This is a genomic window from Plantactinospora sp. WMMC1484 (genome assembly GCF_049315195.1).
GTDB lineage: Bacteria > Actinomycetota > Actinomycetes > Mycobacteriales > Micromonosporaceae > Plantactinospora.
On record NZ_CP186055.1, the window covers coordinates 1,145,373 to 1,157,993 of the forward strand.

General features: G+C 71.8%; 10 protein-coding genes, 1 pseudogene and 1 riboswitch. Of the genes and pseudogenes, 3 read left to right on the top strand and 8 right to left on the bottom strand.

The window, feature by feature from the left end; genetic code table 11:
* Nucleotide 1 precedes the first annotated feature (1 nt).
* Nucleotides 2-574, bottom strand: a complete 573-nt coding sequence (locus tag ACN28C_RS05040; protein WP_422772407.1) for a pyridoxamine 5'-phosphate oxidase family protein — start codon at nt 572-574, stop codon at nt 2-4.
* 132 nt (nt 575-706) lie between these two features.
* Here ACN28C_RS05040 and dcd point away from each other — a divergent pair, with 132 nt between their 5' ends.
* Entirely contained in the window at nt 707-1,285 is a 579-nt protein-coding gene (gene dcd / locus ACN28C_RS05045) for a dCTP deaminase (protein ID WP_422772408.1), read from the top strand.
* A 124-nt stretch (nt 1,286-1,409) separates the two neighbouring features.
* Here the strand turns inward: dcd and ACN28C_RS05050 are convergent, their stop codons facing one another.
* The gene (locus ACN28C_RS05050) at nt 1,410-2,342 is read right to left on the bottom strand and encodes an NlpC/P60 family protein (protein ID WP_422772409.1); all 933 of its coding nucleotides are present in this window, start codon (nt 2,340-2,342) and stop codon (nt 1,410-1,412) included.
* 123 nt (nt 2,343-2,465) lie between these two features.
* Nucleotides 2,466-2,606: riboswitch (cyclic di-AMP (ydaO/yuaA leader) on the bottom strand.
* A gap of 267 nt (nt 2,607-2,873) precedes the next feature.
* Here ACN28C_RS05050 and ACN28C_RS05055 point away from each other — a divergent pair.
* Nucleotides 2,874-4,886 (top strand): N-acetylmuramoyl-L-alanine amidase, encoded by a 2,013-nt coding sequence (locus ACN28C_RS05055; RefSeq protein WP_422772410.1) that lies wholly within the window; start codon nt 2,874-2,876, stop codon nt 4,884-4,886.
* 44 nt (nt 4,887-4,930) lie between these two features.
* On the opposite strand, the gene ACN28C_RS05060 is transcribed toward ACN28C_RS05055, so the two are convergent.
* The 3 genes from ACN28C_RS05060 to ACN28C_RS05070 all read right to left on the bottom strand — a co-directional run bounded on the left by ACN28C_RS05060 (nt 4,931) and on the right by ACN28C_RS05070 (nt 8,596).
* Complete coding sequence (locus ACN28C_RS05060) at nt 4,931-6,076, bottom strand: hemolysin family protein (protein ID WP_422772411.1); 1,146 nt, start codon at nt 6,074-6,076, stop codon at nt 4,931-4,933.
* Complete coding sequence (locus ACN28C_RS05065) at nt 6,073-7,476, bottom strand: hemolysin family protein (RefSeq protein WP_422772412.1); 1,404 nt, start codon at nt 7,474-7,476, stop codon at nt 6,073-6,075. Before ACN28C_RS05065 ends, ACN28C_RS05060 begins: the two co-directional genes overlap by 4 nt.
* 370 nt (nt 7,477-7,846) lie before the next feature.
* Nucleotides 7,847-8,596 carry a hypothetical protein gene (locus ACN28C_RS05070; RefSeq protein WP_422772413.1) on the bottom strand — a complete coding sequence of 250 codons (750 nt, stop codon included), beginning with the start codon at nt 8,594-8,596 and terminating at the stop codon, nt 7,847-7,849.
* A 226-nt stretch (nt 8,597-8,822) separates the two neighbouring features.
* On the opposite strand from ACN28C_RS05070, the gene ACN28C_RS05075 reads away from it, so the two are divergent.
* Nucleotides 8,823-9,527, top strand: a complete 705-nt coding sequence (locus ACN28C_RS05075; protein WP_422772414.1) for a DedA family protein — start codon at nt 8,823-8,825, stop codon at nt 9,525-9,527.
* Nucleotides 9,528-9,709: 182 nt separating this feature from the next.
* Here the strand turns inward: ACN28C_RS05075 and ACN28C_RS05080 are convergent.
* The 3 genes and pseudogenes from ACN28C_RS05080 to ACN28C_RS05090 form a co-directional block, all read right to left on the bottom strand.
* A pseudogene (locus tag ACN28C_RS05080) lies at nt 9,710-9,766 on the bottom strand (hypothetical protein); the annotation flags it as partial.
* A gap of 119 nt (nt 9,767-9,885) precedes the next feature.
* The gene (locus tag ACN28C_RS05085; protein ID WP_422772415.1) at nt 9,886-12,087 is read right to left on the bottom strand and encodes a (Fe-S)-binding protein; all 2,202 of its coding nucleotides are present in this window, start codon (nt 12,085-12,087) and stop codon (nt 9,886-9,888) included.
* Nucleotides 12,088-12,277: 190 nt separating this feature from the next.
* Nucleotides 12,278-12,541 carry a cell division protein CrgA gene (locus ACN28C_RS05090; RefSeq protein ID WP_422772416.1) on the bottom strand — a complete coding sequence of 88 codons (264 nt, stop codon included), beginning with the start codon at nt 12,539-12,541 and terminating at the stop codon, nt 12,278-12,280.
* Nucleotides 12,542-12,621: the final 80 nt, after the last annotated feature.

Below are 12,621 nucleotides of genomic sequence, written 5' to 3' on the forward strand. Positions count from 1 at the left end.
GTCACGGGGTCGGGACCGGCTCGGATTCGGCGGCGCGGCGGCGGCCGCGCCGCCGTGCCGCGGTGACCGGGCCCTCGGCAGCGGGGCCGGTGAGGGCACCGGCCGGGTCGAGCCAGACCTGCACCGCGGGTCGTTCGGAGCGCTCCCCGGCGAGCGGGGTGGCGCCGTTGCTGCCGTGTCGGGCCACCATCGCCACGTCGACGGTGAACTCGAAGAGCCGCCAGTCGACCTGGGGTGCGGCCCGCAGGTTGCCGGCGAGCTGCTCCACCCGGGCCTGGTCGGTCACCGGTCGGGCCCGGCCGGCGACGTACGCCTCGTCGTCGCTGTCTTCGGGCGGGAACGAGTGCAGGGCATAGCGACCGTCACGCTCGAGGTCGCGCCGCTTCGGGGAGTCGACGACGAAGCAGAAGAGCCCTTCGTCGGTGATGACCGGCGAGACCGGGTGCACCCGCGGCCCGCCGTCTGCGCGCACGGTCGCGAGATAGCCGAGACCCGGCCCGTACTGCTGGATGAGGACGCGGATCGCGTCGGCGAGGCGGGGCTCGTCGGAGGCGAATTCGGACCAGGATGCCATGCGCACATTCTATCGAACACCTGTTCGATCACCTACCCCGAACCGGCCCCGAACCGGCCCCGAACCGACCTGATCCCACCCTTCGGCGAGGTCGCGGCCGGTGAGCTTCCCGCCACTCGCTAAGGTGGCACGGTGCTGCTCTCCGACCACGACCTGGTGATCGAGATCAAGGCGGGCCGGCTCGGGCTGGATCCGTTCGAGCCCGCGCTGGTGCAGCCGTCCAGCATCGACGTACGCCTGGACCGGCTCTTCCGGGTCTTCAACAACCACCTCTACACGCACATCGACCCGGCCGTGCAGCAGGACGACCTGACCTCGCCGGTCGAGGTGCCGGACGGCGAACCGTTCGTGCTGCACCCGGGCGAGTTCGTGCTCGCCTCCACCCTGGAGGTGATCTCCCTCGGCGACCATCTCGCCGCGCGGCTGGAGGGCAAGTCCAGCCTGGGCCGGCTCGGCCTGCTCACCCACTCGACCGCGGGCTTCATCGACCCCGGCTTCTCCGGCCACGTCACGCTGGAGCTGTCGAACGTTGCCAACCTGCCGATCCGGCTCTGGCCGGGGATGAAGATCGGTCAGCTCTGCATCTTCCGGCTCTCCTCGCCCTCCGCCCATCCGTACGGGTCGGCCGTCTACGGCTCCCGCTACCAGGGGCAGCGCGGTCCCACCCCGAGCCGCTCCTGGCAGAACTGGCGCACCTGGCCGACCCGCTGAGGCCGGCCCGGCGCAGCTGGACGCGAACAGACACGGGAACGACACGGGAACGACACGGGAACGACACGGCAGAGCCCTCGTCGCGGGTGCGACGGGGGCTCTGCCGTACGAGAGGTCGGGTGACTCAGCCGGGTCTGCCGAAGCTGTGGATCTGGCCGTCGTCCATCCGCTTCATCTTGATCGGCTCACCGGCCCGGGAGGCGTGCACGATCCAGCCGTCGCCGACGTACATGCCGACGTGGCTGAGGTCGGCGTAGTAGAAGACCAGGTCACCGGGGCGTAGGTCGGAGCGGCTGATCCGCTTGGTCTGCCCACGCTGCGCACGGGCGTTGTGCGGCAGCGACACACCGCCCTGCCGCCAGGCGGCGAGGGTCAGGCCGGAGCAGTCGTACGCCCCGGGGCCGTCCGCGCCCCAGCTGTACGGCTTGCCGATCTGGGCGCAGGCGAACTTGACCGCCTTGCCGGCCGCGCCGCCGGGGTAGGTCGACGGGCAGGGTGCGGGCCGCAGCGGGCCGGCGGAGCCGTTCCCGTACGCCTTGATCCGCAGCTCCTGGAGCTTGTCGATCTCGGCGTCGATCTCCTTCTTCTTCGCCGCCAGCTCCTTCTCGGTCTTGGTGAGCTGGCTGACGAGCCGGTCCAGCGGAGCCTTCTGGGCGGCCAACTTGTTCTTGAGGTCGACGACCGCCTGCACCTCGCGCTGCTGCTGCCGGGCGAACTGGTCGAGCACCGAGAGCTGGCCGACGAGCGCGGCCGGGGACTTGTTGCTGAGCAGCGCGTTGAAGGTCGAGGCCTTGTCGCCCTTGTACGCCTGCACGGCGAAGTCGCTGACCCGGTCCATCGCCGCGTCGATCCGCGACTGGAGTGGGGCGATCTTCTTCTGCAGGGCGGCGGCCTGCTTCTTCTTCGCGGTCAGGTCCTGGCGGGTGGAGTTGTGCTTCTCGATGACCGGCTCCAGCTTGCGCCAGGCGACGTCGATCTGCTCTTCGATCTCGGCCACCGACGGCTCGGCGAGCGCCGGCGTCGTGCCGGTGAAGAGCACGGCGGCGCTGGCGAGCACGGTGAGTGCGATGGCGAGAATGGACCTTCGAGTGTGCGGCTTCGCCGTCCCGGCTCCGGCGCGAGATGCCGGCCGGAGGGATGGCGACCGCGGTGGGGCAGGGGGAGCCACCGGGGTCCGTACTCCTTCTTCCGTAGCCCGCCTACCGGGTTAGCTGACGGGTTCGGGCGGGAAGATTGTCGCCCTTCCGCGTGCGACGCGGATTCACCCCATGGTGCCCGGGTCCCCGGCTCGCTCTCTGTGACGATTCGGCGGTGTCGAACCGTCGCCGCCCGGGCTGGGCGACCTGCCGTCGGTTCGACGGTCCCCAACCTTAGAGAAGGGTGTTATCCAAACGCAACCCACGATCTGGATCGATTCGTTTCGTGTCAGACCGGTCGCGGATGGTGTGCGCCACCATGACCATCCCAACACTCTCGGTATCGATGAAAACTTTCTACATGATGATGACCTTCCTCGGCATGTATTGACCGCCGGTGGGTGGCGGGTGGAGGGTGATCAGCAAGCCCACCCCCGGCTCTGGGAGGTTCCATGCGTCGCAGCACAACTGCACTGAGCAGGCGAATCGCGCTCAGCACCGCCGTGGCCGGCGTCGCCGCGCTGCTGCCGGCCGGCACCGCGCCCGCCACCGCCGCACCACCCGAGGACCGGCAACGGGAGTACGCCGCCGCGGCCGCCGAGTTCGGTGTACCGGAGAGCGTGCTGCTCGGCGTCTCCTATCTGGAGTCCCGCTGGGACACGAACGCCGGCACGCCGAGCACCAGCGGCGGCTACGGACCGATGCACCTCACCGACGTCGCGGGACTGGCCGGCGAACCGGAGGAACATCCCGAGCACGGCGAGGACCGGCGCGGCGACCCGGCCCGCCCCGCCCGCCCGGCAAGCACCCCGGCCAGCCCGGCCGGCACCTCCGCCGGGCCACATGTCGGCGACGGGAGCGGTGCCGCGCCGCCCGGCGGGCAGACGCTGGACTCCGCCGCCGCGCTGACCGGCGTCGACCGGGCGAGGCTGCGTGCCGAACCGGAGGCGAACATCCGGGGTGGGGCGGCGCTGCTGGCGTCGTACCAGAAATCGCTGGCCGGGCCGACGGGGCGGGCCAGCGACCCGGCGGCCTGGTACGGCGCGGTGGCCCGGTACGCCGGCAGCGACCGCGCGGACGCCGCCGCGGCCTTCGCCGACGAGGTGTACCGGACCATCGCCGACGGCGCCACCCGGACCACCGACGACGGCCACCGGATCAGTCTTGCCGCCCGGCCCGGGATCGTCCCGCAGCGCTCCTGGCTGGACCGGCTCGGCCTGCCCGGCCGACCCCGCCCCGACGGGCTGGAGTGCCCGCGCGACATCTCCTGCGAGTGGATCCCGGCCCCCTACGAGGCGTTCGGGGACGGCGACTACGGCAACCACGACCTCTCCGACCGGCCGGCCCGGCAGAAGGTCGAATACATCGTCATCCACGATACCGAGGGCAGCTACGACACCACGCTGCGGCTGGTGCAGGATCCCACCTACGTGAGCTGGCACTACACGCTCCGCTCCGCCGACGGGCACATCGCGCAGCACGTCAGGGGCGCCGACGTCGCCTGGCACGCCGGCAACTGGTACGTCAACGCGAAGGCGATCGGCCTCGAACACGAGGGCTTCGCCGCCCAGGGCACCTGGTACACCGAGGCGATGTACCGGACCTCGGCCAAGCTGGTCCGCTACCTCGCCGACCGCTACGACATCCCGCTCGACCGCGACCACATCATCGGCCACGACAACGTCCCCGGCATCCTGCCGGCGAACGTGCGCGGCATGCACTGGGACCCGGGCCCGTACTGGGACTGGTCGCACTACTTCGACCTGCTCCGGGCGCCGTTCCGGGGCATCGGCATCCCCGCCGCCGGCCTGGTCACCATCGACCCCGACGTCGCCACCAACCGGCCGGCCTTCACCGGCTGCGAGGCGACCGGCGTGCCGTGCCCGGCCCGGGGCTCGTCGGCGGTGATCCTGCGCGCCGCACCCGCCGCCGACGCGCCGCTCGTCAACGACCTCGGGCTGCGCCCCGACGGCACCCCGAACACGATGCACATCTCCGACCACGGGGCGCGGGCCTCCGCCGGGCAGACCTACGCGCTCGCCGGCCGGCAGGGCGACTGGACCGCGATCTGGTATCTCGGGCAGAAGGCCTGGTTCCACAACCCGAGGGGCAACCCCACGGCAAGGTGGTCGGTCGGGCTGGTCGCGACGCCGAAGCCGGGCCGGGAGACGATTCCGGTGTACGGCAGGGCGTACCCGGAGGCGGACGCCTATCCGGCCGGCGTGCCGGTGCAGGCGGTCACGCCGTTGCAGTACACCCTCACCGCCGGGCAGCGCTACGCCGTCGGCAACGTGCTGCCCAGCGAGTACTACCGGGCCAGCACCTTCGACGGCTCGTCACCCGGTGACTGGACGGTGATCCGGGGCGACCTGCGGTACGTCCAGATCCAGTTCGGTCACCGGATCATGTTCGTCAACGCCGACGACGTACTGCTGCTCCCGTCGCCGGTCGGCGCACCCCGCTGACCGGGCGTGCCGCGCTGAGCAGACGCGCCGGCCTGGGCCCCGGCTCAGGCCGGCGCTCCGGCGCGGTCGGTACTACCACGGCCGGTGCCACCACGGTCGGCGCCACTGCCGTCGGGGCCGCTGCGGCCGGTGCGGGGGCGATCGGTGCCGGCGTGGTCCGCGGTCGTGCCGACGACGGCGGTGAGCACGTCGTCCAGGGTGACCACCCCGATCGGCACCCGCCCGTCGCTGACCAGCATCATGTGCCGGCGCTCCCGGCGCATCGACAGCAACAGGTCGGCCAGGCTGCGGTCCGGCGGGACCACTGCCAGCGGCCGGAAAAGCTCCGGCGACACCGGCGCCCGGCGGGCCGTTCCCTCGTACCCGATGATGTCCTTGACGTGCACGAAGCCCAGCACCCGGCGGGTCGCCCGCTGCACCACCGGGAAGCGGGAGCGGCCGGTCCAGGTCGCCAGCACCTCCAGCGAGGCCGGCGAGACGTCCTCGGCGACGGTGGTGACCGACGCCCAGGGCCGCAGCGCATCCCCGGCGGTACGGCGGTGCAGCGCCAGCGCACCGGTGATCCGGGCGTGCTCCTCCGAACCGAGCAACCCCTCGGTCCGCGCCTGCGAGACCAGCCCGGCCAGCTCCTCGGCGGTGAAGACCGTCTTCACCGCGTCGGCGGCCTCGATCCGCCACAGCCGTAGGATCCGGGCGGACGTCCACTTCATCGCCAGTAGCAGCGGCTTGGTCGCCACGCAGAACGCCAGCATCGCCGGCCCGAGCCAGAGCGCCGACGGCTCCGGACCGGCCAGGGTGATGTTCTTCGGCACCATTTCGCCGATCACGGTGTGCAGGAAGACGACCACACCGAGCGCGGTGACGAAGGCGACCGGATGCAGCGCCCGGTCCGGCAACCCCAGCGCGTGGAAGGGCTCCTCCAGCAGGTGGGCCAGGGCCGGCTCGGCGATGGCGCCGAGGCCGAGCGAGCAGATGGTGATGCCGAGCTGGGCCCCGGCGACCATCAGCGGGATCTGGTTCATCGCCGACAGCGCCCAGCGGGCCCGCCGGGAGCCGGCCCCAGAGCCGGGCTGGGCGCCGGTGGCCAGGGGCTCGATCACAGTACGCCGGGAGGCGATCAACGCGAACTCGCTGCCCACGAAGAAGGCGTTGCCGAGCAGCAACCCGAGGGTGACCAGCAGGTTGATCATTCGTCGGCCTCCTCGGGCCGGACGATCCGGACCTGCTCGATCCGGTGCCGGACCACCTCGACCACGGTGAACTCGAAGCCCTGCTCCTCGACGGTCTCGCCGGCCGACGGGATGTGGCCGAGCCGGGCCAGCAGGAACCCGGCCAGCGTCTCGTACGGGCCCTCGGGCAGCCGGAAGCCGGCCTGCTCGACCAGTTCGTCGGCGCGCAGCACCCCGTCGACCAGCACGGCGCGCTCCCGGCCCGGCGCCGTCGGCTCGACCGGGCGCTCACCGGGCGGCGCTCCGGCGCACTGGTCGGCATCCACGTCCGACACCCCGTCGAGGTCCGCCGTGGCATGCCCGGCGGGGTCGCCCGGGTCCACCACCGCGTCCCCGGTCACCGGGTCGAACTCGTCGGCGATCTCCCCGACCAGCTCCTCCACCAGGTCTTCCACGGTCACCACACCGTCGGTGCCGCCGTACTCGTCGACCACGATCGCCAGATCCGCGCCGGCCGCCCGCAGCGCCGCCAGGACGCCGTCCAGGTCCAGGCTCTCCGGCACGTAGACCGGCTCGCGCGCCACCGCGGCCACCGTGGTGACAGCCCGGCGGTCCGGCGGTACGCCCAACGCGTCCGGCACCCCGGCCACTCCGGTGACCAGATCGACGGTCTCCTCGTACACCGGGAAGCGGGTCCGGCCGGTCTGCTGGGCCAGCGCCAGCAGCTCGGCGACGGAGGCGGTGGCCCGCAGCGCGACCACGTCGACCCGGGGAGTCATCGCCTCGGCGGCCCGCTTCTCCGCGAACCGGATCGTCCGGCGCAGCAGCATCGCGGTCTCCCGGGGCAGCGCACCGGCCTGTGCGGAGATCGCCGCCAGCAGGCCGAGTTCCTCGGCTGACCGGGCGCTTGCCAGTTCCTCCTGCGGTTCGACCCCGAGCCGCCGGACCAGCCAGTTCGCCGAGTTGTTCAAGGCCCGGATCAGCCAGCCGAAGATCCGGGAAAACGCGCGCATCGGTGCGGCCGTGGCCAGCGCGGCCGGCATCGGCCGGGCCAGCGCGGCGTTTTTCGGCACCAGTTCGCCGAAGAGCATGGAGAGGAGGGTGGCCAGGGCGAGGGCGAACAGCGGGGTGACCCGGCCGGTGGCGTTGCCAAGGAGCGGCCGGAGCACCGGCGCGAAGAGTTTCGCCAGGGCCGGCTCGGCGAGATAGCCGGTCAGCAGCGCGGTGATGGTGATGCCGAGCTGCGCCCCGGAGAGCTGGAAGGAGAGTTCCCGCAGCGCCCTGCGGACCGCGCCAGCCCGCCGGTCGCCGCCGGCCACCCTCCGGTCGAGTTCCGCCCGGTCGACGGTGACCAGCGCGAACTCGGCCGCGACGAAGAACGCGTTGCCGGCGGTCAGCAGGGCGAAGGCGGCCAGCGGCAACAGGGTGGTGAGGAGTAGGGCGTCGATGATGCGTTCACCTCGACCGTGGTTGCGTCCCGCCCGTGATTATCGAGCACAGTACGCGGCCCCGGTGTTCCGCGAGGTCCCGTCCGGAGCGGACCGGACGGACCGGTGCCGACCGTGGCACCCACGCACGGAACTCCCACTCTGCCGCCCCCGTCAGCGGCCCGCTGAGCCACCCGCGCGGTCGAATGCGCCGCCCGCTGAGCCACCCGCGTCGTCGAATGCGCCGCCCGCTGAGCCACCCGCGTCGTCGAACGCGCCGCCCGCTGAGCCACCCGCGTCGTCGAACGCGCCGCCCGCTGAACCGCCCGCGCGGTCGAACGCGCCGCCCGCTGAGCCGTCGGCCTCAGCGGCGGAAGCAGCGCCAGCCGAACGGGTCCCGGCCCTGCGGGTTCTCCGCGAACGCGCCGTCGCCAAAGGTGTCCCGGCAGGCCCGGTCCAGGTCGACTGCTCGGGACGAGAGCAGCAGCCGGCGGCACTCCCAGCCGTCGCCCCGGGTCTCCGCCCAGCTCAGGCCGCCGACGTGCTCGTCGCAGTAGCTTTCCATCATCCGCACCAGATCGCTGCGGCCGTCGGGTCCGAGCAGGACGGGCTGCAGAGGCGGCGGGGCTGCCGGCGGGGCCGGTGGGGCCGGGTCGGCGGCCGGGGGCGTACCGGTGGTCGCCGACGGCGCCGGCACCGCCGCGCCCTGTAGTGGTGGTTGCGGCGACGGGAAACCGGTCGGCGGCGTCGGGCGGATCGTCGCCCGCGGCGTCGGGCTGGGGTCCGGCGTCGTGGGCGACGGGTCGGGCGTGCCGCCCGGTGCGGTTCCGTCGGCAGCTGGTCCGGCCTGCGGCGTCGCGGTCGGTGGCGATGCCGGCGGATCCGCCACCGCGGCCGGCACGCCGGCCTGCGGCCCGGTCCCGCCGTTCAGGCCCACGGTCCGGAGGAGGTCCGTCCCGAACGGAATGGCGATCAGCAGCAGCCCGACTCCGAGCCCCACCGTCGAGACCAGCCGGAGCCGGCGGCTGGACCGCCTCCGCTGCTCGGCCGCCCCGGCCGCCCGGTGCCGTCCGCTGGGCTCCGGTGCCGTCCTGGTTGCCGCGCTCTCCGCCACGGGGCCCCCGCCTCCTCGCGGTCGTGGGGCCGTCGCCGGCCCACCGTCATCCCGTCGGATCCTGCCCGAGCGACCCAACATCGACATTTACGAACGAACACAGTATGTGGTTCACCACAGTGACGAAACTGTGGTCCCCAGCCGTGGCGACACGGTGGTCCCCCGGCCGGCGTTCGGGCGCCGCTCCCCAGGTTCTGTACAGGCGCCGTTGGATAGCGTCGAATTCATGATCGATACTACGGCTCCGGTCAATCCGGGACATCCGGCAACCCGCCCAGGGTCGCTCGCCGCAGAACCTCCGCCGCTGACCGGGATCGCCGAGTGGGCCACCGACCTGATGGAGAAGCTCGGTGCGCCCGGAGCCGGCCTGGCGGTCGCCCTGGAGAACCTCTTCCCGCCACTGCCGAGTGAGATCATCCTGCCGCTCGCCGGCTTCGCCGCCAGCCGGGGCGAGATGGGCCTCTGGTCAGCGATCTTCTGGACCACCCTCGGCTCGGTGGTCGGCGCGCTGGCGCTCTACTACGTCGGCGCGCTGCTCGGCCGGGAGCGTACCCGGGCGATCGCCGCCCGGCTGCCGCTGGTCAAGCTCGCCGACGTGGACCGCACCGAGGCCTGGTTCGTCCGGCACGGCGTCGTGACGGTCTTTGCCGGTCGCATGATCCCGATCTTCCGCAGTCTGATCTCCATCCCGGCCGGGATCGAGCGGATGCGGATGCTTCCCTTCCTGCTCTGCACCGCCCTCGGCAGCCTGATCTGGAACACCGCCTTCGTGCTGGCCGGCTATCTGCTCGGCGAGAACTGGCACCGGGTCGAGGAGTACGCCGGTCTGGTGCAGAAACTGGTGATCATGGCCGTCGTGATCGCCGTCGGCTGGTTCGTCGTCTCCCGCCTTGCCCGACGCCACCGCCCCCGCAGCCGCCACCGCCGCTGACGAAGGTGCAAGGAGGGGGCCCTTCTACAACAGAAAACGATAAGAAGGGGCCCTTCCTTGCACCTCAGCCGGCGAGGTAGCGGCGCGAGGTAGCGGCGCACGGCGAGCACCCGCCGGCTGTACCCGGCGACGTGCGCAAGGTCGAGCTTGTCGAAGACGGCGTTCACGTGCTTCTCGACCGCGCTCTGCGAGACGTGCAGCGCCTCCGCGACGGCGGCGTTGGTGTGCCCCTGTGCCATGCGTCCAGGACCGCCCGTTCCCGTACGGTCAGCCGGCTCAGCGGGTCGGCGTGGCTGGTCCGGGCCAGCAGTTGACGTACCACCTCGGGGTCGAATCAGCAGCCCCTGTCGGGCGGGGGTCAGCCTGCGGTGGCGGCCGGTTCCGGGTCGGCCGGGTCGGCCGGGGTGGCCGGCTTGACCGAGCGGAGCAGTACGGTCGCCACGTCGACCACCTCGACCTGGTCGCCGGCCTCCTTGCCGTTGACCCCGTCGCTCAGCATCGTCGAGCAGAACGGGCAGCCGACCGCGATCGTCCCGGCCCCGGTCGACATCGCCTCCTCGACCCGGTCGACGTTGATCCGCTTCCCGATCCGCTCCTCCATCCACATCCGGGCACCGCCCGCGCCGCAGCAGAACGAGCGCTCCTGGTTGCGCGGCATCTCGGTGATCCCGCCGGCCGCCGCCGCGCCGAGCACTTCGCGCGGCGGGGTGAAGACCCGGTTGTGCCGGCCGAGGTAGCACGGGTCGTGGTAGGTGAGGTCACCCTGCACCGGCTGGACCGGGGTGAGCCGACCCTCGCCCACCAGGTGGGCGAGCAACTGGGTGTGGTGCACGACCTCGAACTGGCCGCCCAGTTCGCCGTACTCGTTGCCGAGGGTGTTGAAGCAGTGCGGGCAGGTGGCGACGATCTTGCGTTTGGCCGGCTCGCGGTCGCCGAACGCCTCGTTCAGGGTCTCGACGTTCTGTTGAGCGAGCATCTGGAAGACGAACTCGTTGCCGATGCGCCGGGCCGGGTCGCCGGTGCAGGTCTCGCCCTCGCCGAGGATGGCGAAGTCGACGCCGGCCTCATGCAGCAGGGTCGCCACCGCCCGGGTGGTCTTCTTGGCCCGGTCCTCGAAGGCGCCGGCGCAGCCGACCCAGAAGAGGTACTCGAAGTCCTCGACCTCGCCCACCCGGGGCACCTCGAAGTCGAGGCCCTTGGTCCAGTCCTCCCGGGTGTTCGGCGGGGCGCCCCACGGGTTGCCCTTGTTCTCCAGGTTGCGCAGCATCACGCCGGCCTCCGAGGGGAAGCTCGACTCGATCAGCACCTGGTAGCGCCGCATGTCGACGATGTGGTCGACGTGCTCGATGTCGACCGGGCACTGCTCGACGCAGGCACCGCAGGTGGTGCAGGACCAGAGCACGTCCGGGTCGATCACGCCCTGCTCCTCGGCGCCGCCGACCAGCGGGCGGTTCGCCTCCGCCATCGCCAGCACGTCGACGTGCGCGAGCTGGGCCTCGGTCGCCTTCTCCTCGCCGGTGGCGTCCTTGCCGCCACCGGCCAGCAGGTACGGCGCCTTGGCGTACGCGTGGTCGCGCAGCGAGAGCACCAGCAGCTTCGGGGAGAGCGGCTTGCCGGTGTTCCAGGCCGGGCACTGCGACTGGCACCGGCCGCACTCGGTGCAGGTGGTGAAGTCCAGCAGGCCCTTCCAGGTGAACTGCTCCACCTGGGCCACCCCGAACTGGTCCTTCTCGGGATCCGCCTCCTCGAAGTCGAGCGGCTTGCCCTCGCTCGTCATCGGGCGCAGCGCGCCGAGCCCGGAGCCGACCCGGCCGGGATCGCGCTTGAAGAAGATGTTGGGGAAGGCGGCGAAGCGGTGCCAGGCGACACCCATGGTGACGTTCAGCGAGATGACGATCACCCAGGTCATCGAGATGGCGATCTTCACCAGGGCGGTGACACTGGTGCCCGCCTCCCAGGCCGGCAGCAGCGTGCCGACGGCGTGGCTGACCGGAGTGGCCCAGGCCGGAAACTCGAAGTGGTCGGTGGCGACCTTGAAGCCGCGGATCAGGAACCCGCAGATCAGTACGGCCAGCACCACGGCCTCGACGAAGTAGCCTTGCCACATGGTCGAGCCGGTGAACCGGGACCGGCGGGCCGGGTTGCCGGGCCGGTTGCGCAGCCGGATGCCGATCAACACCAGGATCCCCACCACCCCGAGGATCCCGATCAGTTCGGTGACCAGGCCGTAGCCGATCCAGTGCCCGATCAGCGGCAGCCCGCCCGTCGGGGTGACCACCTCGAAGTACGCCTCGAGCACCAACAGCGAGAGGACGACGAAGGCGACCATCACGAACCAGTGCGCGGCGCCGACCACGCTCCAGCGCAGCATCCGGGTGTGCCCGACCGTCTCGACCAGCATGTTCCGGGCCCGGACGCCCGGATCGGTGAAGCGCCCCGGATCGGGCTGGCCGACCCGGATCACGGCGGTCATCCGCAGCACCGCACGCGTCGCCAGCCAGACCGCGACCGCGGTGATGGCGGTGGCGAGGATCGTGGTGACGATCTGGACGCTGCCCATGCTGTTGGCCTCCCCGTCCTGCTGCCCTGACCCCGTCCGCCGCCGGACCGGCGCTGCACGGACCGGGGCGGCGATGTACTGCAGCCTACGCGGCGAGGTTACTCATTGGTAACGTGACAATCCTCGCAACACCGGTCACCCGCCACCGACTTGCCGGACGGGTGGGTGGCGGGATGGATGAGATCGCGGGTCAGCGCCAGCGGGAGAGCAGGCCCAGCGAACCGACCATCGCACCGAAGCCGATGGCGAGGTTCCAGTACCGCCAGGAGGCGACCGGGTATTCCATGTCCGACAGGTAGAAGACCACCAGCCAGCCGATCCCGAAGACGATCAGCCCGACCGCCGTGGCCGGCAGCCAGATCGGGCTAGGCTTGCGGGTCGCCGCGGTGGACGTGGGACGGACGTCCGTCGGCGGCGTGTACACCTTCTTCTTACGTACCTGAGACTTGGGCACGGCGCTCTCCTGAGGGGGTGGTGATCCTCGTCCGGCCTGACAACCGGACGCAAGGGCGACGGTCCATGGCCAATAATGTT

Coding starts and splice junctions, on each gene's coding strand:
- ACN28C_RS05040 (WP_422772407.1), bottom strand. CDS start 574: ATGGCATCCTGGTCCGAATTCGCCTCCGACGAGCCCCGCCTCGCCGAC.
- ACN28C_RS05055 (WP_422772410.1), top strand. CDS start 2,874: ATGCGTCGCAGCACAACTGCACTGAGCAGGCGAATCGCGCTCAGCACC.
- ACN28C_RS05060 (WP_422772411.1), bottom strand. CDS start 6,076: ATGATCAACCTGCTGGTCACCCTCGGGTTGCTGCTCGGCAACGCCTTC.
- ACN28C_RS05075 (WP_422772414.1), top strand. CDS start 8,823: ATGATCGATACTACGGCTCCGGTCAATCCGGGACATCCGGCAACCCGC.
- ACN28C_RS05085 (WP_422772415.1), bottom strand. CDS start 12,087: ATGGGCAGCGTCCAGATCGTCACCACGATCCTCGCCACCGCCATCACC.